This window comes from Pantoea sp. C1E2 (assembly GCF_056491465.1).
The window spans coordinates 4,184,285-4,204,947 of record NZ_JBSZHT010000002.1; the positions used below are offsets into that span (position 1 = coordinate 4,184,285).

Genomic DNA, 20,663 nt, shown 5'->3' on the forward strand with positions numbered 1-20,663 from the left:
TTGGGTTATTTATTGAGCTGAAGTGAAATTATAATCACAAAATATGCATAAAAAATCACACGAAGGCAAACATAAGTTACGCGTTGAGGAAATTAGCCAATAGCTGATGGCCCTGCTCGCTGAGGATACTCTCAGGATGGAACTGCACCCCTTCCAGCGGCAAAGTGCGGTGGCGGAAGCCCATGATCTCATCGGGCTCGCCATCACGCAGGCTCCAGGCTGTCACTTCGAATTCTGCGGGCAGCGTATCGCGCGCCACAATCAGTGAATGATAGCGCGTGACGGTGAGCGGATTATTAAGGTCGCGAAATACGCCTTGATGAGTGTGCTGGATAACAGAGGTTTTGCCATGCATCACCTGACGTGCACGCACGACCTGTGCACCGTAGGCTTGCGCAATCGCCTGATGGCCGAGGCAGACACCGAGAATCGGCAAGCGTCCGGCAAAATGGCGGATGGCGTCAAGAGAAACACCGGACTGATCCGGCGTACAGGGGCCGGGGGAAATCACCAAATGGGTGAGTGGCAGCGTCTCCATCTCCGCAAGCGTGATGGCATCGTTACGCACCACGCGCACTTCTGCGCCCAGCTCACAGAAGTACTGGTAGAGATTCCAGGTGAAGGAGTCGTAGTTATCAATTAACAGCAGCATAGTGCCCTCAGGCCAGTCAAACCGCCGCTATTCTACGCATTTTAGCGTGCAGGGCTCACCACTTTCGCAAACTGCGCCGTTAGCGGTGCTAAATCCCCCGATACACCGTTAAACAACGCGGTACGCCAAGTCTCTCGCTCCAGTTTGTCCCACGTCAGCAGGTAGCCGGCATGCAGCGCCAGCTGTTCGAAGAAAATGCGCTGCGTGCGGCCATTGCCCGCGCGGAACGGATGCAATACGAAGATCTCACAGTAATAATGCGCAAGCCGCGCGACAAACTCATCCTGCGTCAGGTTTGTCAGCTGTTGCTCATCTTCCAGCGCGCTCATCAGCGCATTACCCTCTTTCTCGATGTATTCGCAATGGCAATAGGGTGTTTCGTCGCGCCAGATATCAATGCTGCGCAGCTCCCCCGCCCAGCTGTAGAGATCCTGAAACAGCGTGCGGTGAATATGGCACAACCACGGCATACCGGTGCTGCTCGGGCCGAGTTCCAGTGTCGCCAGACGTGCCGCGCTAAACGCCAACTCCGCTTTACGCAGTTGCGCTTCATCATGAATATCGAGACGATTTTTCAGCACCGTGTCGTTGTGCCAGACGTAAGGGTCGCGCACAGCCAGACTGTTATCCGCCATATTGCCTCCTCAGTGACTCAAGTCGATCTTCATGTTGCTCAGCCGTGATATCGCTGAGTACGTAACCGGCAAGACGGCAGCTGGCCTGATAATTGGCCATGCGGCGCTGTTGCCACAGGGTGGCTTTCTGTTTTTCGGTGAGTTGGCTGGTCATTGCGCCTCCGACAAGCAATTTGCCCTAAGTATAAGAGCAAATTTTAGCTTTGCCGGAGAGCAGCAGAACGCGCCAGCGAGCAGCGGCGCGTTAAATCATTAAGGCAGGACTTTAGCAGACAGGATAACAATCGGTTTTGACGGCACATTTTGGTACGGGCCGACATCTTTGGTAGGCACCTGAGCAATCTTGTCGATCACATCCTGACCTTTCACAACTTTACCAAATACCGCATACCCGAAGTCACGTTGGCCGTGATCGAGGAAGGCGTTATCCGCGACGTTGAGGAAGAACTGGCTGGTGGCGCTATCTTTATCTGCAGTACGCGCCATCGAGATGGTGCCACGCAGGTTACGCAAACCGTTATCGGCTTCATTCTTGATCGGTGCCACGGTCTGCTTCTGCTGCATATCCGTGGTGAAACCGCCGCCCTGAACCATGAAACCAGGAATCACGCGGTGGAAGATGGTGTTGTTATAAAAACCGTTGTTGACGTAGTCGACAAAGTTTTTCACCGAGACCGGGGCTTTCTGGTTATTCAGTTCGAGTTCGATATTGCCCGCAGAGGTGGTGAGCAGCACATGAGTATCCCCTTTGGCTGCCAGAGCGGTAGCGGATACAGAAGAGAGCGCTAACAGGGCGACTGCCGCTGTCAAAGTACGTTTAAACATGAAAGATTCCTTACCATGGAGTGCAAGCTCAAAAACGAGATCGATTGTAAAGAGCAAGTTATACAAGAGCCAGCGTTTTACCGATATTTACGCTGATGTTGCGATTGTCATACTTTTTGGGGCGCGCAATCATTTGCGTGACCAAAATCACACTATTAATGAAATATTTCGCGCTCGTTACACTCGTTGTTTATTAAGATCACAGTTGCATTTACAATTCATGACACTTTTTGCCAATCCCGGCGCTTCACAGGTTCAGAACATGACAAACCGTAATCGCATTGGCCTTACCTGGATCAGCTTTTTCTCCTACGCGCTCACCGGCGCGCTGGTGATCGTTACCGGTATGGTACTGGATAATATTGCCCAATATTTCCAGTTGCCCATCTCAGAAATGAGCAACACCTTCACTTTCCTGAATGCCGGTATCCTGGCGGCGGTATTCCTTAACGCCTGGCTGATGGTGATTGTGCCGTTGAAACGCCAGCTGATCTTTGGCTTTGTACTGATGATCCTCGCGGTGGCGGGCCTGATGACCAGCCATAACCTGAGCGTCTTCTCGCTGTGCATGTTTGTGCTCGGTGTGGTCAGCGGTATCACCATGTCGATCGGTACCTTCCTGATTACCCATCTGTACGATGGCCGTCAGCGTGGTTCGCGTCTGCTGTTTACCGACTCCTTCTTCAGCATGGCAGGTACCATTTTCCCGATCATCGCCGGTGTGTTGCTGGCTCGCATGCTGCCGTGGTACTGGGTATACGCCTGCATCGGTGTGATTTACATCGCCATCTTCATCCTGACGCTGATGGTGGAATTCCCTGTGCTGAAAAGCGAAGCTGCCGTACAAGGTGGCGAGAAAGAGAAATGGGGCATCGGCGTGCTGTTCCTGTCGATTGCGGCGCTATGCTATATCCTCGGTCAGCTGGGCTTTATCTCCTGGGTGCCAGAGTATGCGACCAAATCGATGGGTATGGATATTTCGGCAGCCGGTCAATTAGTGGGTAACTTCTGGACCGCGTACATGGTCGGCATGTGGGTCTTCAGCTTCCTGCTGCGCTTCTTCGATCTGCAGCGCATCCTGATGGTATTGGCGGCACTGGCGACGGGTTTAATGTACTGGTTTGTCACCACCAACGACGCCAGCATGCTGCACTGGATCATCATGATTCTCGGCTTCAGCTCCAGCGCCATTTACACCACCATCATCACGCTCGGTTCGCTGCAAACCAAAGTATCTTCGCCGAAGCTGGTGAACTTTATCCTGACCTGCGGCACCGTCGGCACCATGCTGACCTTCGTGGTCACCGGCCCGATCGTGGCGAAAGGCGGCGCGCATGCAGCGCTCTCTACCGCCAATGGCCTGTATGCCGTGGTGTTTGTGATGTGTGTGCTGCTCGGCTTTGTGACTAAACATCGCCAGCACGGCCATGTGACGCAATAAAGAGTGATATGCAGGGGCGTAATAAAGGTTCGCCTTTGTTGCCTGGTGCAGTATTAAGAGAGTGCGCAGTGATGCGCACTCTTTTTTTGCAGCGATTATCGCCGGAACGTCACTGCTTCCGTCTCACCTAAATAGATTTCACTGCTTGCGGGCTGCGTTGCCGCCACCACGCTTCCCTGACGGATCGAATAGCGCACGGGCACTTGTCTGCGCACCGCATCAAAGCCGCTCTCAGCTGGCAGAATGATCAGGCTGGCATCGTCACCCACCGCCAGACCGTAACCCTTCAATTGCATGGTTTTCGCGCTGTTGGTGGTGATCAGGCTCAGGCCGTTGTCGATCTGCTCGTAGCCCATCAACTGGCAAACATGTAATCCCATATGCAGCACCTGCAGCATGCTGGCCGTACCCAGCGGATACCAGGGATCAAACACATCATCATGACCAAAACAGACGTTAATATCGGCGTCGAGTAACTCCTTCACCCGCGTGATACCGCGACGTTTGGGATAGCTGTCAAAACGTCCCTGCAGATGAATATTCACCAGCGGATTGGCGACAAAATTAATCTTCGACAGCTTCAGCAAGCGGAATAAGCGCGAGGTGTAGGCGTTGTTGTAGGAGTGCATCGCTGTAGTGTGGCTGGCGGTCACACGTTCGCCATTACCGTCACGATGTGCCAGCGCCGCCACGGTTTCGACAAAGCGCGACTGCTCATCATCGATCTCATCACAGTGCACATCCACCATACGGTCATAGCGGTTGGCGAGCGCGAAGGTTTTGTGCAGCGATTCCACACCGTACTCGCGCGTGAACTCAAAATGCGGAATGGCGCCTACCACATCTGCGCCGAGTCGCAACGCCTCTTCCAGCAAGGCTTCACCGTTGGGATAGGAGAGAATCCCCTCTTGCGGAAACGCCACGATTTGGATATCGATCCATGGCGCCATTTCCGCTTTCACTTCCAGCATCGCTTTTAACGCGGTCAGTGTGGGATCGGACACATCAACGTGAGTGCGCACATGCTGAATGCCGTTGGCAATTTGCCACTTCAGCGTCTGCTGTGCGCGTTGCTTCACATCTTCATGACTGAGCAGCGCTTTGCGTTCGGCCCAGCGTTCAATACCTTCAAACAGCGTACCAGATTGGTTCCAGGCGGGCTGCCCGGCGGTTTGGGTGGTGTCGAGATGGATGTGTGGTTCGATAAAAGGGGCACTTGCCAGTCCGCCTTCGGCATCCAGCGCATCATCCTGCTGCGTGATTTGCGGTGGCTGGGGGCGTAATGTCATTATTTTGCCGCCGTTGATTTCCATCTGCCACAGACCCTGCTGGCCCGCCAGACGCAGGTTGTTGATCCACTTTAGTGACCGGTTTGCCATGCCTTCCTCCTGTTTCAAAGCAACAAGTTAAGCTAGCACGAAAATCCGTCCGTCAGCCTCATAGGTTTTTGGACTGCCAAAATCACCATCCGAAAACGTCCTCTGCTCAGTTTGCTGGGGCGGCACTGATAGCGACCGACGCAGCACAATATCCAACCAAATAAGCCACTTATCAATTTCTTTCGAAATCAATTACATACCTCGAAATGGGTATATAGCTGTGCGCTTGATGTGCATCAATAAGCGCCTGATGCAGCGCGCTATCGTAAGCGCAGATACCGCAATTTTTGAGGCAAGCATGAGCAAGCACAGTGTCGTGATTATTGGCAACGGCATGGTGGGCCACCGCTTTATAGAAGAACTGATCGACAAAGCCGAGCCCGGCCAATTCGCTATTACCGTCTTTTGTGAAGAACCGCGCGTCGCCTATGACCGCGTCCACCTTTCCGCCTATTTCTCCCATCACACCGCTGAAGAGCTGTCGCTGGTTCGCCCCGGCTATTATGAAAAACATCAGGTCAACCTGCTGATCGGTGAACGGGCCATTACCATCAACCGCGACGAAAAACTGATTCACTCCAATACCGGTCGCGCGGTGCATTACGACACGCTGATATTCGCCACCGGCTCTTATCCGTGGATACCGCCGATCAAAGGCTCAGAGGGTAGCGACTGTTTTGTCTACCGCACCATCGAAGATCTCAACGCCATTGAAGCCTGTGCGCGCCGCACTAAACGTGGTGCGGTGATTGGGGGTGGATTACTCGGCCTGGAAGCCGCAGGAGCACTAAAAAATCTCGGCATCGAAACCCATGTTATTGAGTTTGCGCCGGGGTTAATGGCCGAGCAATTGGATGTGCAAGGCGGCGAACAGCTACGCCGCAAAATCGAGCAGATGGGTGTGCAAGTGCATACTGGCAAAAACACTCAACAAATTGTGCATCACGCCAAAGGCGGTAAGACGCTGGAATTTGCGGATGGCAGCGCGCTGGATGTCGATTTCATTGTGTTCTCCACCGGCATTCGCCCACAAGACAAACTGGCGAAACAGTGCGGGCTGGATCTCGGCCAGCGCGGTGGTGTCGCCATTGACGATCGCTGCCAAACCAGTGATACCGCGATTTATGCGATTGGTGAGTGTGCCGCCTGGCAGAACCGTCTTTTCGGCCTGGTGGCACCCGGCTACAAAATGGCACAGGTCGCCAGCGATGTGTTGCTGGGACGTGAGAATGCCTTCTCTGGCGCGGATATGAGCGCCAAACTCAAGCTGCTGGGCGTGGATGTCGGCGGCATTGGCGATGCGCATGGCCGCACGCCAGGTGCGCGTAGCTATATGTGGCTCGATGAACAGAAACACATCTACAAGCGCCTGATTGTCAGTGAAGACAATCGCACGCTGCTTGGCGCGGTGTTGGTGGGTGACACCAGCGATTACGGCAATCTGCTGCAGCTGGCACTGAATAACATCGCGCTGCCTGAGAATCCCGAAGGTTTGATTCTACCTGCAGGCAGTGGTGAGAAGCCGGTATTAGGCGTCGATTCCCTGCCGGATAGCGCGCAAATCTGCTCCTGCTTCGATGTCAGCAAAGGCGATATCGTCAAGGCGGTGCAAGGCGGTTGCCATACCGTGGCGATGCTCAAAAGCGAAACCCGCGCCGGCACTGGCTGCGGTGGCTGCATCCCACTTATCACCCAGGTGCTTAATGCTGAACTGAGCCGCCAGGGTATCGAAGTCAACAATCACCTGTGCGAGCACTTCCCCTATTCGCGCCAGGAGCTGTATCACCTGATTCGCGTTGAAGAGATCGCATCCTTCGATGCGTTGCTGGCGAAATACGGTCAGGGTTATGGCTGTGAGGTGTGTAAACCCACTGTGGCGTCGCTGCTGGCCTCCTGCTGGAACGACTATGTGCTCAAGCCTCAGCTGGCACCGCTACAAGACAGCAATGACCTGTTCCTCGGCAATATCCAGAAAGATGGCACCTACTCGGTGATCCCGCGCTCACCCGGCGGTGAAATCACCCCTGAAGGTTTAATGGCCATCGGTGCCGTGGCCCGTCAGTACAATCTCTACACAAAAATCACCGGTTCACAGCGCATTGGCCTGTTTGGTGCCCAGCGCGACGATCTGCCCGCCATCTGGTCCCTGCTGATTGATGCCGGGTTTGAAACCGGTCAGGCGTATGCCAAAGCGCTACGCATGGCGAAAACCTGCGTTGGCAGCAGCTGGTGCCGTTTCGGTGTCGGCGACAGTCTGGGCTTCGGCATTGAGCTGGAGAATCGTTACAAAGGCATCCGCACGCCGCACAAAATGAAGTTTGGTGTCTCCGGCTGTACACGTGAATGTGCTGAGGCACAGGGCAAAGACGTCGGCATCATCGCCACGGAGAAAGGCTGGAACCTGTATGTGTGTGGCAACGGCGGCATGAAGCCGCGCCACGCCGACTTGCTGGCAGCGGATCTGGATCGCGATACCCTGCTCACCTACCTCGATCGTTTCATGATGTTCTATATCCGCACCGGCGATCGCGTGCAGCGCACCTCGCTGTGGCTGGAAAGCATGGAAGGCGGTATCGACTATCTGCGCAGCGTGATTGTTGACGACAAACTCAGCCTCAACGCGCAGCTGGAGAGTGAGATGACGCGCCTGCGCGGCAAAGTCGAATGTGAATGGGCCGCAGCGGTGAACGATCCGCTGCAGCAAATCCACTTCAGCACCTTTATCAATAGCGATCAGCGCGACCCGCTGGTGCAGCACATTAACCAGCGCGATCAGCATCGTCCGGCACGCCCTGCCGAGCGTATTGCGGTCACCCAGATTGAGGAGATCGACGCATGAGCCAGTGGCACTCAGTATGTGAACTCGAGCAAATCCTGCCTGCCACCGGCGTCTGCGCGCTGGTGAAAGGTCAACAGATTGCCATCTTCCGTCCACGAGACGATGAGCAACTGTATGCACTCAACAACATCGATCCTTTCGCCGAGGCCAGCGTGCTGTCACGTGGCCTGATTGCGGAGCACCAGCACACGCTATGGGTTGCCAGCCCGCTGAAAAAACAACGCTTCCGCTTGAGCGATGGCGTCTGCCTCGAAGATGCATCCCGATCGGTGGCGAGCTATCCGGTGCGCGTCACTGCGGGCCTGGTCGAAGTGTGCGCCTGACAGAATTCCTTCACTTTATGAGACGTCACTATGTTTACTGACACCCTGAACACCTGCGCCAACAACGCAGCACGCATTGTGCGAACGGCGCAGCACAGCCCGCTGGCCTTCTGGATCAGCTCGGCGATGGCGGGCGCTTACGTTGGCCTCGCCATCATTCTGATTTTCACCCTCGGCAACCTGGCCGATCCTGCCTGGCGTCCGCTGATTATGGGCGCAACCTTTGGTATCGCCCTGACGCTGGTGATCATTGCCGGGTCGGAGCTGTTTACCGGCCATACGATGTTCCTCACCGTCGGCGTCAAAGCTGGCACCATCAGCCAGGGTCAGATGTGGTGCGTGCTGCCGCAAACCTGGCTGGGCAACCTGATTGGCTCGGTGTTTGTCGCCCTGCTCTATTACTACGCAGCCGGTGCGATGCTGCCCAATGCAGGCGCACTGATTCACAGTGCCGCGTTGGCGAAAACTACGCAGCCCGCCATGGCGCTGTTCTTCAAGGGCGCACTGTGTAACTGGCTGGTATGTCTGGCGATCTGGATGGCGGTGCGCACCGAAGGCACGGCGAAATTCCTTGCCATCTGGTGGTGCCTGCTGGCCTTTATCGCTTCAGGCTACGAACACTCCGTGGCGAACATGACGGTCTTTGCACTGTCGTGGTTTGGTCAGCATAATGCCGATCTGACCTTAAGCGGCATCGGTCATAATCTGCTGTGGGTGACGCTGGGTAACATGTTCTCTGGGATGATATTGATGGGCCTCGGATACTGGTACGCCACACCACAGGCACAACGACCGCAAGTGGCGCCACAAGCCACTGCGCTTAAATCTGTTTAACGTTTCTAAGCCCGCACATTGCGGGCTTTTTTGAGGATGAGCGATGGACTATTTTCCGCTGTTTTGCCGCCTGCAGGGCAAACGCTGTTTACTGGTCGGCGGCGGTGATGTGGCAGAACGCAAAGCGCGCCTGCTGCTGGATGCCGGAGCCGATCTGCACGTCGGCGCACTGGATTTTTCCCCTGTATTTCAACAGTGGGCTGAACAGGGAAAGTTACATTTACTCCCCGGCAGCTTTGAAGAGCAATGGCTGGAAGGCTGCTGGCTGGTGATTGCCGCCACCGACGATGACGCCGTGAATCAACAGGTGGGCGATGCTGCCGAACTGCGCCGCATCTTCTGTAATCTGGTGGATGCACCGCAGGAGGCCACCGCCATCATGCCGTCGATTGTCGATCGCTCCCCGCTGATGATTGCCGTGTCATCCGGCGGACGCGCGCCGGTGCTGGCTCGCCTGATGCGTGAAAAGCTGGAAGCCATGTTGCCGCAACATTTAGGCCAACTGGCCTCACTCGCCGGGTCACTACGCGGCCGGGTAAAGCAGACATTTGCGAGCATGGGACAGCGCCGGGCATTCTGGGAACGCTTCTTTGCCAGCGATCGTCTGGCGCAAACGCTGGCCAATGGTGACCAGCCACGCGCCGATCATATCGTTGATACGCTGTTCGACGCGCCGCGGTCTCAACAAGGTGAAGTGGTGCTGGTGGGTGCGGGTCCAGGCGATGCCGGATTATTGACGCTTAAAGGCTTACAGTGCATCCAGCAGGCCGATGTGGTTGTTTATGACCGTCTGGTATCCGAACCGATTCTCAACCTGGTGCGGCGCGATGCTGAACGCATCTTCGTCGGTAAACAGGCCGGACATCACTGTGTGCCGCAGTCGCAAATCAATCAGCTGCTGCTGGAACAAGCGCAGAGCGGTAAACGTGTAGTGCGTCTGAAAGGCGGCGATCCCTTTATTTTCGGTCGCGGGGGTGAGGAGCTGGAAGTACTGGCACACCACAACATTCCGTTCAGCGTAGTACCGGGTATCACCGCCGCCTCCGGCTGTGCCGCATACAGCGGCATTCCGCTGACGCACCGCGATCACGCACAGAGCGTGCGCTTTGTCACCGGTCATCTGCAACAGCAGGGTGAGATTGAGTGGAGTAAGCTGGCAGCAGAACAGCAAACGCTGGTGTTCTATATGGGCTTGAATCAGGCGCCAGAGATTCAGCGCCAGCTGTTGCAGCATGGGATGGATGCCGCGATGCCGGTCGCCATCGTGCAGAATGGCACGACGTCAGAGCAACGGGTGGATACCGCGACGTTAGCTGAACTCAACACGCTGGCACAACAGTTTGCCAGCCCGGCGCTGATTATCGTCGGTCATGTGGTGAGCCTGCGTCGCCAGTTACGCTGGTTTTAAACATAAAAAAACGGCGAGTCATCACAACTCGCCGTTCTTAGTTCACGCAGTTAGCTGATTAAGGCTGAGCCACAAAGCCCACCGCTTCGTAGACTTTCTTCAGCGTTTCTTGCGCCTGTGCGCGGGCCTTGGTGGCGCCATCACGCATCACCTGATTCAGGAAAGCTTCATCGTTACGGAAACGGTGATAACGCTCCTGCAACTCAGTCAGCATGCCGGAAACCGCTTCCGCCACTTCGCCCTTCAGGTGGCCATACATCTTGCCTTCGAATTCCTGCTCCAGCTGCGGAATTGACTTACCGGTGACACCAGAAAGAATATCCAGCAGGTTAGATACACCGGCTTTTTCTTTCACGTCGTAACGCACCACTGGCGGCTCGGCGGAATCGGTTACCGCGCGCTTGATCTTCTTCACCACCGCTTTGGTGTCTTCCAGCAGACCAATCACGTTGTTGCGGTTGTCATCCGACTTCGACATCTTCTTGGTCGGTTCCAGCAACGACATCACGCGTGCGCCTGATTTTGGAATAAACGGCTCAGGGATTTTGAACACATCGCCATAGAGCGCGTTGAAACGACCGGCGATATCACGGCTCAGTTCCAGATGCTGCTTCTGATCTTCGCCCACCGGTACCTGGTTGGTCTGATACAGCAGAATATCGGCTGCCATCAGCACCGGGTAATCGAACAGACCCGCAGTGATGTTCTCGGAATAACGCGCAGACTTGTCTTTGAACTGCGTCATGCGGCTCAGCTCGCCAAAGTAGGCGTAACAGTTCAGCACCCAGCTCAGCTGCGCGTGTTCTGGCACATGGGACTGAACAAAGATGGTGCTTTTCGCCGGATCGATACCGCAGGCCAGGTACAGCGCCAGAGTATCCAGCGTGGCTTTACGCAGTGCAACAGGATCCTGACGAACGGTGATGGCGTGCAGATCGACGATGCAGTAAATGCAGTGGAAATCATCCTGCATCTGCACCCACTGACGCAGCGCACCCATGTAGTTGCCAATGGTCAGTTCACCGGAAGGCTGGGCGCCGCTGAAAACGATGGGTTTGCTCATGTTATATCCTGATAATTACAGCCCGAGAGCGGGCAAAAGTTCGCTAAAAGTATCGAGAGTTAAATCGGGTTGGCTGATAGCAATCGGCTCGCCGTAGTTGTAGCCGAAAGTCATGCCGATATTCGGCACGCCAGCGGCCTGAGCCGCGTGAATATCATTGCGAGAATCACCGACAAACAGTAATTCTTTTTGCAGTACACCAAAGTGACCCAAAACAAGGAAGATCGCTGCAGGATGCGGTTTTTTCACCACCACGTCATCACCGCCGATAATCAGCGTGAAGAGATCGGCAATGCCCAGCGATTCCAGCAGTGGCGCGACAAACGGCGTCGGCTTGTTGGTGACGATGGCCATCGGCAGGCCTTTGGCGTGCAAAGCAACCAGCGTCTCTTTAACCTGCGGGAACAGCGTGCTGCCCGCTTCCACCGTTTCGGCGTAGTACTTATCAAACAGCGCACGTGCGTCACGCTGCTCTTCGGCATGCGGTTCGCGGCCTAAAGCCCAGGTCAGCGCGCGCGTCATCATCACGTCCGCGCCATTGCCAATCCAGGTGGAAGCCAGCGCCAGGCCAGGAGGCGGCAACTGCAAATCACCTAAAGCATGATCGATCGCCTGCGCCAGACCCGGTGCGCTATCAACCAGCGTGCCGTCGAGATCAAACGCCAGCGCGCGGATATCAGTGAAATGAGCCATTAACTTTCTCCAGTTCGCCGCGCATTTCGTCGATCACTTTTTTGTAATCGGGGTGACCGAAGATCGCAGAACCGGCCACAAACATATCCGCACCTGCTGCCGCGATCTGACCGATGTTGTCAATCTTCACGCCACCGTCCACTTCCAGACGGATGTTATAGCCGCTCTGATCAATCAGACGACGCGCCTGACGCAGTTTGTCCAGCGTGCCAGGAATAAAGGATTGGCCGCCAAAGCCAGGGTTCACTGACATCAGCAGAATGATGTCGAGTTTATCCATCACATAGTCGAGGTAATCGAGAGGCGTGGCTGGATTGAACACCAGGCCTGCTTTACAGCCGTGCTCTTTGATCAGTTGCAGCGTGCGATCAACATGCTCACTGGCTTCAGGATGGAAGGTAATGTAGGTCGCGCCCGCTTTGGCGAACTCTGGGATCAGCGCATCGACCGGTTTGACCATCAGATGCACATCAATCGGTGCCGTAATGCCATAGTCGCGCAGTGCTTTCAGCACCATCGGTCCCATGGTCAGGTTGGGCACATAGTGGTTATCCATCACGTCGAAATGCACCACATCCCCCCCTGCCGCCAGCGCTTTCGCGGTATCTTCGCCCAGGCGAGCAAAGTCAGCAGCAAGAATTGAAGGGGCCAGCAAAAATTGTTTCATCCGATTCTCCCAATTTTGTGCGCCAGCCTGAGCTGGCGTAATGCGTTGGTCGCGGACGAAACAGGCTAGCGGAAAAGCGCCAGCAGTTCGTCAACCTGAGTGCGACCACTTATGCTTCGGCTGATGGAACGCCGGGCTTTGACTACGTGTAAAACCGCATTCTGATACCACTCACGCGTCAGCAGCGTGTCATGGTTGGAAATCAGCACCGGTATGCTGTTTTCATAGGCCAGTTTGTTGGCCAGCTCGGCCAGATGCTGCTGCTCGCGCAGACTAAAGCTGTTGGTGTGGTATGCGGTAAAGTTCGCCGTCGCCGATAAGGGCGCATACGGCGGATCGCAATAAACCACTGAGCCAGCAAGGGCGTTGTTCAGAGTAACATCGTACGATTCACAGACAAAGGTCGCTTTTTGCGCCCGTTCGGCAAACCACAACAGCTCCGCTTCCGGGAAGTAAGGTTTGCGATAACGACCAAAAGGCACATTAAACTCACCGCGCAGATTGTAACGGCACAAACCGTTATAGCCATGGCGATTGAGATAGAGAAACAGCAGTGCGCGCTGATATTCATCTTTGCTGGCGTTAAAGGCCAGACGTTGCGCGTAATAGGTCTCTGCGATATTACCTTCAGGCGTGAACAGCTGCCGCGCGTCTTCGATGAACTCAGCCGTGCGGTTTTTGACGATGTTATAGAGATTGATCAGGTCACCGTTGATGTCCGCCAGGTGATAGCGGTCATAATCGGTGTTGAGGAACACAGAACCGGCACCCACAAAAGGTTCGACTAAACAGTCACCTTGTGGCAAATGACGACGGATATCGTCAAGCAGCGGGTATTTCCCTCCGGCCCATTTAAGGAAAGCGCGATTTTTCTTCATGCTGTCGTGGTTATTACATCTTAATTATTGGCTGTGGTGGAACCGACAGCAGCTCTGCGCTTTAAACGGGGCCACGCGATCGCAGCCCCACATCAATTACTGACTTTCTTTCTTCACCTGACTCAGCGGTTTAACCCACGGATTCGCCGCACGCACTTCAGCAGGCAATGACGCCACTGCGCGTTTAGCATCGGCTGGCGTGGCGTAAGCGCCGCTCACCAACACATACCAGGGCTGACCATTACGCGTGGTTTTATACACGTGATAACCGCTCAGATTTTGTTTCTTCGCCCAGGCATTCAGGCTCTCTTCTTTCGACGCACCGCTCAACTGCAGCGTGTAGCTGCCACCGGTTGGCAGTGACTTACTGGCACCGCTGCTGGCGCTCACCGGCGCATTGTGTGCGGCGGTAGTATGGGTTTTGCTCTCTTTAGCTACGGCTGCGGGTTTCGACGTTGCTGGCGCTTTGTGTCCGGTGTTGCTGTGCGCTTCACGCGAGCCATTGCTATTGGTACGAGCAGGCGTTTCAGAGCGCATCGCCGGAGGCGTTATCGCTTTACCGTTACCGCTCACCGTAGCAGGCGCGGTAGGCAGTGAACTGTTGCCTTGTGCACCCTGTGCAGCGTTATCAACCTGGCCTTGCTGGTTGCTCAACGCGCTGTTGAGATCGCCCGGCAGCGTCACACGTTGCTGGTTGGCTGGCGTATCGACAGGCGCAGCCTGCGTCGGCGTTGAAGACACCGCTGGCATTGAAATCGAGTTGGGATCGCTGCCTGCTGGCGAGGATGATGAAGCTGGCGTCTGTGGTGCGCTTCCTTCCGCTGAAGGCGTGGCGTTTTGCTGGCCGCTCATGGACGTCGAACCGGAAAGGTCGATGTTCTTTTCACCGCCGGTTGCCGTCGGCGCCGCGTTACCATTGCTGGCCGTGGTTGCTGCGGGTTTCTTCTCATCCGGACCGGTCAATGCCGAACCGATACCCAGCACCACCAACAGCAGAACCAGGATGCCGATCCCCATCATCATATGTTGACGAGAAACAGGTACCTTCGCTTTCGGCGCAGAAGACGTTTTGCGAGGCCGCGTTGGACGGCGGTCACTGGCATCAGGTTTTAACTCGTCTTCCGGTTTGAACTCATCCATCTAGCCTCCTCCGTAAAACGGCACGCTTCCCACGCACCGCATCACCACTCACTGCTCTACCCGTCATACTTCAAACTGAAGCGGCACTGGCGGCACTCCTCAATCATCCCGTCGCTGACGCATATCAGCCTCTGGAAAGCTTGTGATGACCACCTTGCTGCAACTCGAATTACTCAGGATATCTTCAGTATTTTATACAATCGTTAATCGCAGCCAGCACCATATCATGAGCCACACCTGCGCGCACTTCAGAGCGGCCAATTGCGAGAGGCAGCACCAAACGCATTTCACCCGCCAGCACTTTTTTATCGCGCATCATGTGCGGAATATACTCTTCTGCTTTCATGCTTGCTGGGCCATGCACCGGCAAACCGGCACGCAAAAAGAGCGCGATAATGCGATCGGTATCCGTCGATGAGAACTGACCCAGTCGTTCAGCGGTTCGTGCAGCCATCACCATACCTGCCGCAATCGCTTCGCCGTGCAGCCAGTTGCCATAGCCCATGTGCGCTTCAATCGCATGACCAAAAGTATGGCCCAGATTAAGCAGCGCGCGTTGACCGTTTTCACGCTCATCGGCGGCGACCACTTCAGCTTTGAGTTCACAGCAGCGACGGATGCAGTAGGCCAGGGCTTGCTGATCCAGTGCCAGCAGAGCATCAAGATTCTGCTCCAGCCACTGGAAGAATTCCCCATCGAGAATAATGCCGTATTTGATCACTTCCGCCAGACCGGACGCCAATTCGCGCGCCGGCAGCGTAGCCAGGCAATCGGTATCCACCACCACAGATGCAGGCTGATAGAAGGCACCAATCATGTTTTTGCCCAGCGGATGGTTGACGGCTGTTTTACCGCCTACCGAAGAATCGACCTGAGACAGCAGCGTTGTCGGCACCTGGATAAAGCGCACACCACGTTGATAGCTCGCAGCGGCAAACCCAGTGAGATCACCAATTACACCGCCGCCGAGCGCAATCAGCGTGGTATCACGTCCATGCGGTTTCTGCAGCAGCGCGGTGAAGACATCGTCCATCACAGCGAGCGTCTTGTACTTTTCACCATCAGGCAAAATCACCTGATCCACCTTCACGCCCGCCTGCGAAAGCAGTGCTGATAGCTTGTCGAGGTAAATCGGTGCAAGCGTCTCATTGGTCACCAGCATGGCATTATCGCCTGCTTTTAGCGGCCAAAAAGAAGCCGGATCGTTAAACAGTCCGGCAGCGATGGTGATGGGGTAACTACGATCCCCGAGTGAGACAGTGATCTTCTCCATGATGACCGATACCTATTGCTGAGCCGTCAGGGCGCTGGATTAATTTTTTTCCAGCATGTTGATGATCTGATTGGCGACAACTTTTGCACTTTGATCATCAGTGCGAATGGTGACGTCAGCGATCTCTTCATAAAGTGGATTACGTTCGCCAGCTAAAGCTTCCAGTACTTCGCGCGGCGGCTCTTCAACCTGCAACAGCGGACGTTTTTTATCACGCTGCGTACGAGCAAGTTGCTTTTCGATGGTGGTTTCAAGATAAACGACCACGCCGCGGGCGGAGAGACGATTGCGGGTTTCACGGGATTTGACTGAACCACCACCAGTCGCCAGGACAATGCCTTGCTTCTCGGTGAGTTCATTAATGATCTTTTCTTCGCGATCGCGGAAACCGTCTTCGCCTTCCACATCAAATACCCAGCCTACATCCGCTCCGGTACGTCGCTCAATTTCCTGATCGGAATCGAAAAATTCCATATTGAGTTGCTGAGCTAACTGACGACCAATAGTGCTTTTGCCGGCACCCATCGGCCCAACCAGAAAGATATTGCGTTTCTCTGCCATTTTATCGGTATTACTAAGAATTCGTTGATGATACCCCGCGTTCAGCATAGTGCTGGCGGGACAGGAACTGAGACCTCATGAGCATTAACAAGAGTCAGACGGAAAATTATCTCAACACTCATGGCCGTTTGGCAACCGAATAAATTGCCCCCGGCGACCTTGTAACAGGACCGGTCTGTGGTTCGCGAGACGGTAACGCCCCTCCTGTTTTCCCTCACACTTCAAGCTACATGCGCGCTGGCCGTGTTTTCGCGTCCCTGAAACTTACAGATATAAGCTTAGGAATTAACGCTTTCACCGCCGTGCATTAACTCGAATTATTTAGGGAAAATATATTCTGACGTCAGTATCGCTTGTGACTGACGCCCATCGGAAGGTTATCCTGCCGCGTTCCGCTACACCGTTTTAAAAATCGCTAAACCTTGTAAGCTAATTCCTGCCCTGCGTCAACGCAGATGGCAAATCAGAGTGAATTTTCCGCTTTATCCGGCTGTAAGCGCTGCTTCCCTGACCAGTCTGGGGGTAATGAAGATCACCAACTCCTTCTTTTTATGTTCTTTGGTTTGCTGACGAAACAGATTCCCCAACAAAGGCATTTCACCCAGCCACGGCACCCGCTGTTCGGTCTGCATGCGCTGCTGCTGAAAAATTCCGCCCAGCGCCAACGTTTCGCCATCACGCAGCGTCACCTGCGTTTCAATCTCCTGCTTATCAATACTCAGCACATTGCTTTCGCCCACGTTCAGGCTGCGCCCTGGCATGTTTTGGCTTAAGCGCAGTTTTAGCTGAATCCGTCCATTCCCCAGCACCACCGGCGTCACTTCCATCCCTAACACCGCCTCTTTGAACTCAATCGCCGTCGCACCACTGCTGCCCGACTTTACCTCGTAAGGAATCTCGGTGCCCTGCTTGATGGAAGCGGTTTGCTGATGAGAAGTAAAAAGTCGCGGACTGGCAATGATTTCGATTTGGTTCTCCTGCTCCAGCGCACTGAGCTCCAGATTCAGCAATCCGCCACTGACCTGACCCAGCGTAACACCGGCACGCAATGCAGGATTATTCACGGCCAATGGGATCTCCAGCTGTGGATGATGCAATGCCGCCGTCACACTTTGGGCCGGTGCGGTGTGCCAGTTCACTCCCAACTCACGCAGATGTTCTTCATTGATGGTGATGATGTGGGCAGACAACTCGACCTGTTCGAGCGGCATATCCAGCGCACGCAACCAGCGCGTGGCGTCACGCAATGCAGCGGCGGTGTCACGCAGCAACAAGCTGTTGGTACGGCTATCGACCGTCACACTGCCACGTGGAGTGAGGAGTGAGCGCTCCGCTTGCAGACTACGATAGACATCGCCGGCATTGGCGTAATGCAGCGTGACGGACTGCTGTTCGAGGGGAACCTGCTGTTGCCTCTCTTCGTGTTCTGTTTTCGCCTGTTGCACCTGCATCTGTTGCCAGCTTTCGGGATAAACCAGCAGCACCCCCTCTTCCTGCACCACGGTGAGTTTTGCCAGCCGGGTCACCAGCGCCAGTGCGCGCTCCCATCCGACATTTTCCAGGCGCAGTGATAAGCGCCCTTCAACGCCGGGTGCAATTAGCAGGTTGGTTTGTTGATAATCTGCCAGCGCCTGCAAAATACGTTCAACAGGGGCATCATCAAACACCAGGCTTAAGCGATCTTCATTTGCCTGCAGGGGCAGGCTCAAACTCAGGCAAAGCATCAGGGCCATCCATTTCATAATATCCTCCTTTTATTGACCAGGTGATTTGCTGTGGTGGGCAGCTTTGCGCGACATGCAAGGTAATGCGATTCGCCGTCAGCTCTGCCACCTGCCAGCTTGAGCGCGGTAATAGAGCCGAAAGACCCAGCCGATGATTTTTTCCTTCTGGCGAACGGAGCCAGGCGACATAGCGCGTGGGGGTGCCGATAATGCCCTGCAATCGCCAGCCATCCGGTTCAGCCACCTGCATTAGGCATTGCACATCCGCCTGTGGTTGAAAGGGATCGCGTGCCAGGGCAAAACCGCTCCACAGCAATACCAGCCAGGCACTATTCCGCATCGTCGTCCTCCAGCCACAGCTGCGTGTGCAGCGCTCCCTGCTCCTCTTTGAGTTCAAAGCGCTGCGGCACAGGCAGGCGCGTCAGCGCCAGCTCAGAAAACAGCGGAACAAATTGCGTCCAGCCGAGTCGCAGCTGAAACTGCTGCGGCTGATTATCTGGCAGCCAGCTTTCCAGTTGATCGCCGCGCGCGGTAATCAGAGCTTCAAGCGTGGCTTGTTCAGCAAATTCAGCCACAGGCTGCTGCAACCGTGCGATTTCCAGTTCCAGTTCGTTAATCGCAGGCCGTGCAGCCAACAGCTGCTGGCGCTGCATCACCTGTTGTGACATCGCCGCCTGCTGGTGTAATTGAGACGCGCGTACCTGTTGTTGCGGCCGCAGCAAAACCCACCACGCCAGCATCAGGAGCAGCAGTGACATGCCCAACAGGCAAGCCATGCGCCACATCAGGGCTAACGCGATCCAGCGCTGTAATACATCATTCACTGACGTTCTCCTGCATCCGCGCGCGCAAGACAAAGCGATAGTGCCCAGCGGTTTGGCGCTGCACGCTAGCCGGTTTAACCGTGGCAAATAGCGGCTGCCCCATCAGTTGATGACGAAATTCCTGGACCGCCATCATGCTGTGCGCCTGTCCTTCGAACAGCAGGATACTTCGGCGCCGTTCAACGCGCTTAAGCCAGAGCGTGTCCAGCATCAGCATGGGCAAGCGCTGCCAGAATTGTTGCCAGCGCTGATGCTCCTCCTTTTTTTGCTGCCGAATAAGCTGCGCCTGTAACAGGCCATCGCGTTGCTGTAGCAGCAATTGCTGTTGCGCCAGTTGCCGTTGCAAGGCTTCGTGCTGTTGGCTGATATCTGCTAACGCCCGCTGCAGCTGATACTGCGCCTCGCTGCCGCGCCACCAGAGCGTCAGCACCATGATCCCGGTAACCAGCAGGACACATCCCAGCAGGGTCAAACTTTGCTGGCGGCGACGTTGCTGCAGCTGCATACGCCAGGGCAATAAGTTAACGGCCAGCATCATGCATCCTCCGGGCGCAGCGCCAGACCCAGCGCGATGGCAAACTCCCCTTCGTGCGCCGGCAACGGCGGTTGCCGGTAATGCAGCAATGAAAGCGGTCGGCATTGCGTCACGCTGGGTTCATCCAGGCTAAAGGTCGAGGTGCAAAAGATCGATGATGCCTGAGGGAAGGTTTCACGCAGTTGCGCCAGCGTTAAGGGTTCTGTGGCTGCGCCTGAGGTGCCCGGTTCACCGGCTAACGTCCATAGCCAGTGATCGCTAAGAGGATGAATCAAAAGTTGTCCACGATGCAGCGGCATGCGCATGGCGATTTGCGTCAACGCCAGGCTACTTAGTTCAAAGACATCGGGCCGCAGGCCAGCCTGCTTTAAGGGTGCCAGCCACTGCGCAATCACTTCACGTCGGGCCGCCGTAATGCACAGTTGCGTCGAATTTTGCGCCGAGCGGTAGTCAATCGACAGTGTGGCGGGCTCAACCGGAAACAGACGCGGTGCTGAAGACGCCACATAGCGGCTCATTGCCGGTTCACTGAGCGAGGTTTCTGGCAACGGTAGTGTCCGCTGCAACACCAGTTGCGGGGGCAAGCCAACCCGCAGTGAATAGCGTTTCGGCAGATGGCGCTGCCAGCGCGTCAACATCTCCTGTAACAGTGGGGTAGTTTGCAACACGCCGTTGCGTAACGTATCGTGCGGCAGCGGTTGTTGCCACCAGTGGCGTAACTGCCAGCCATGACGTCGGCGTTCAATGCCCAGGGCGCAGAGTTGCCCGTTTTGGATGTCCAATCCGATTTGCCAGCGCTGAAAAGCCATATGCGCGATCTCCTTATCTTTTAAGGTAAAAAAAGAGATACCCTCAATCATTCGAGTGGCGGCAAGGCGAAAAACGAGCTGATTTTCAGGCGCTGACTGAAGTCAGTGTCTTAGGTGAGCTCGCGCAGCCGCAGCAGCTGCCGCTCGAAGTATGACGGGT

The 20,663-nt window shown here is 55.3% G+C and carries 22 protein-coding genes; 5 read left to right on the plus strand and 17 right to left on the minus strand.

All coding sequences use genetic code 11. The features are described from left to right. Positions 1–76 precede the first annotated feature (76 nt). The 4 genes from ACXI0A_RS19975 to ppiA all read right to left on the minus strand — a co-directional run bounded on the left by ACXI0A_RS19975 (position 77) and on the right by ppiA (position 2,112). Positions 77–652, minus strand: a complete 576-nt coding sequence (locus tag ACXI0A_RS19975; protein WP_224934398.1) for an aminodeoxychorismate synthase component II — start codon at positions 650–652, stop codon at positions 77–79. A gap of 41 nt (positions 653–693) precedes the next feature. Then, on the minus strand, positions 694–1,287 hold the full coding sequence (locus tag ACXI0A_RS19980) for a putative adenosine monophosphate-protein transferase Fic (protein WP_476150797.1): 594 nt from the start codon (positions 1,285–1,287) through the stop codon (positions 694–696). Beyond that, positions 1,277–1,441 carry a YhfG family protein gene (locus tag ACXI0A_RS19985; protein WP_476150796.1) on the minus strand — a complete coding sequence of 55 codons (165 nt, stop codon included), beginning with the start codon at positions 1,439–1,441 and terminating at the stop codon, positions 1,277–1,279. Before ACXI0A_RS19985 ends, ACXI0A_RS19980 begins: the two co-directional genes overlap by 11 nt. A gap of 98 nt (positions 1,442–1,539) precedes the next feature. Then, on the minus strand, positions 1,540–2,112 hold the full coding sequence (gene ppiA, locus ACXI0A_RS19990) for a peptidylprolyl isomerase A (RefSeq protein WP_100701782.1): 573 nt from the start codon (positions 2,110–2,112) through the stop codon (positions 1,540–1,542). Between the two features lie 262 nt (positions 2,113–2,374). Here ppiA and tsgA point away from each other — a divergent pair, with 262 nt between their 5' ends. Then, positions 2,375–3,553, plus strand: a complete 1,179-nt coding sequence (gene tsgA, locus ACXI0A_RS19995) for an MFS transporter TsgA (RefSeq protein WP_476150795.1) — start codon at positions 2,375–2,377, stop codon at positions 3,551–3,553. Positions 3,554–3,648: 95 nt separating this feature from the next. Here the strand turns inward: tsgA and ACXI0A_RS20000 are convergent, their stop codons facing one another. Next, the gene (locus ACXI0A_RS20000; RefSeq protein ID WP_476150794.1) at positions 3,649–4,932 is read right to left on the minus strand and encodes a cytosine deaminase; all 1,284 of its coding nucleotides are present in this window, start codon (positions 4,930–4,932) and stop codon (positions 3,649–3,651) included. 298 nt (positions 4,933–5,230) lie between these two features. Between ACXI0A_RS20000 and nirB the strand changes: the two genes are divergently transcribed. From nirB to cysG, 4 genes are read left to right on the plus strand one after another with little or no spacing between them, the layout of a single operon-like run. Beyond that, positions 5,231–7,771 carry a nitrite reductase large subunit NirB gene (gene nirB / locus ACXI0A_RS20005; RefSeq protein ID WP_476150793.1) on the plus strand — a complete coding sequence of 847 codons (2,541 nt, stop codon included), beginning with the start codon at positions 5,231–5,233 and terminating at the stop codon, positions 7,769–7,771. After that, the gene (nirD, locus tag ACXI0A_RS20010) at positions 7,768–8,094 is read left to right on the plus strand and encodes a nitrite reductase small subunit NirD (protein ID WP_224934388.1); all 327 of its coding nucleotides are present in this window, start codon (positions 7,768–7,770) and stop codon (positions 8,092–8,094) included. Before nirB ends, nirD begins: the two co-directional genes overlap by 4 nt. 30 nt (positions 8,095–8,124) lie before the next feature. Further along, entirely contained in the window at positions 8,125–8,928 is an 804-nt protein-coding gene (gene nirC, locus ACXI0A_RS20015; RefSeq protein WP_476150792.1) for a nitrite transporter NirC, read from the plus strand. Between the two features lie 43 nt (positions 8,929–8,971). Continuing rightward, positions 8,972–10,336, plus strand: a complete 1,365-nt coding sequence (gene cysG, locus ACXI0A_RS20020) for a siroheme synthase CysG (protein WP_476150791.1) — start codon at positions 8,972–8,974, stop codon at positions 10,334–10,336. A gap of 58 nt (positions 10,337–10,394) precedes the next feature. Here cysG and trpS read toward each other — a convergent pair whose 3' ends face one another. From trpS to pilM, 12 genes are all read right to left on the minus strand, one after another. Beyond that, positions 10,395–11,399 carry a tryptophan--tRNA ligase gene (gene trpS / locus ACXI0A_RS20025; RefSeq protein ID WP_224934382.1) on the minus strand — a complete coding sequence of 335 codons (1,005 nt, stop codon included), beginning with the start codon at positions 11,397–11,399 and terminating at the stop codon, positions 10,395–10,397. A 15-nt stretch (positions 11,400–11,414) separates the two neighbouring features. Beyond that, the gene (locus ACXI0A_RS20030) at positions 11,415–12,092 is read right to left on the minus strand and encodes a phosphoglycolate phosphatase (RefSeq protein ID WP_224934381.1); all 678 of its coding nucleotides are present in this window, start codon (positions 12,090–12,092) and stop codon (positions 11,415–11,417) included. Further along, positions 12,076–12,759: a ribulose-phosphate 3-epimerase gene (gene rpe, locus ACXI0A_RS20035; RefSeq protein ID WP_224934380.1), complete on the minus strand. Its 684-nt coding sequence runs from the start codon at positions 12,757–12,759 to the stop codon at positions 12,076–12,078. Before rpe ends, ACXI0A_RS20030 begins: the two co-directional genes overlap by 17 nt. A gap of 65 nt (positions 12,760–12,824) precedes the next feature. Further along, positions 12,825–13,637 (minus strand): adenine-specific DNA-methyltransferase, encoded by an 813-nt coding sequence (dam, locus tag ACXI0A_RS20040; RefSeq protein WP_224934379.1) that lies wholly within the window; start codon positions 13,635–13,637, stop codon positions 12,825–12,827. A gap of 96 nt (positions 13,638–13,733) precedes the next feature. Then, the gene (locus ACXI0A_RS20045) at positions 13,734–14,777 is read right to left on the minus strand and encodes an SPOR domain-containing protein (protein ID WP_224934378.1); all 1,044 of its coding nucleotides are present in this window, start codon (positions 14,775–14,777) and stop codon (positions 13,734–13,736) included. A 184-nt stretch (positions 14,778–14,961) separates the two neighbouring features. Next, positions 14,962–16,050, minus strand: coding sequence for a 3-dehydroquinate synthase (gene aroB / locus ACXI0A_RS20050; RefSeq protein ID WP_476150790.1), 1,089 nt, complete (start codon positions 16,048–16,050; stop codon positions 14,962–14,964). 39 nt (positions 16,051–16,089) lie between these two features. Continuing rightward, positions 16,090–16,611, minus strand: coding sequence for a shikimate kinase AroK (gene aroK, locus ACXI0A_RS20055; RefSeq protein WP_034820046.1), 522 nt, complete (start codon positions 16,609–16,611; stop codon positions 16,090–16,092). A gap of 482 nt (positions 16,612–17,093) precedes the next feature. Then, entirely contained in the window at positions 17,094–18,353 is a 1,260-nt protein-coding gene (gene hofQ, locus ACXI0A_RS20060) for a DNA uptake porin HofQ (RefSeq protein ID WP_476150789.1), read from the minus strand. Next, positions 18,295–18,675 carry a HofP DNA utilization family protein gene (locus ACXI0A_RS20065; RefSeq protein WP_224934375.1) on the minus strand — a complete coding sequence of 127 codons (381 nt, stop codon included), beginning with the start codon at positions 18,673–18,675 and terminating at the stop codon, positions 18,295–18,297. Before ACXI0A_RS20065 ends, hofQ begins: the two co-directional genes overlap by 59 nt. After that, positions 18,665–19,159, minus strand: a complete 495-nt coding sequence (locus ACXI0A_RS20070) for a HofO family protein (RefSeq protein WP_476150788.1) — start codon at positions 19,157–19,159, stop codon at positions 18,665–18,667. The genes ACXI0A_RS20065 and ACXI0A_RS20070 overlap by 11 nt, the downstream gene beginning before the upstream one ends. After that, on the minus strand, positions 19,152–19,697 hold the full coding sequence (locus ACXI0A_RS20075; protein ID WP_476150787.1) for a PilN domain-containing protein: 546 nt from the start codon (positions 19,695–19,697) through the stop codon (positions 19,152–19,154). The genes ACXI0A_RS20070 and ACXI0A_RS20075 overlap by 8 nt, the downstream gene beginning before the upstream one ends. Next, complete coding sequence (gene pilM / locus ACXI0A_RS20080) at positions 19,694–20,503, minus strand: pilus assembly protein PilM (RefSeq protein WP_476150786.1); 810 nt, start codon at positions 20,501–20,503, stop codon at positions 19,694–19,696. The genes ACXI0A_RS20075 and pilM overlap by 4 nt, the downstream gene beginning before the upstream one ends. Positions 20,504–20,663: the final 160 nt, after the last annotated feature.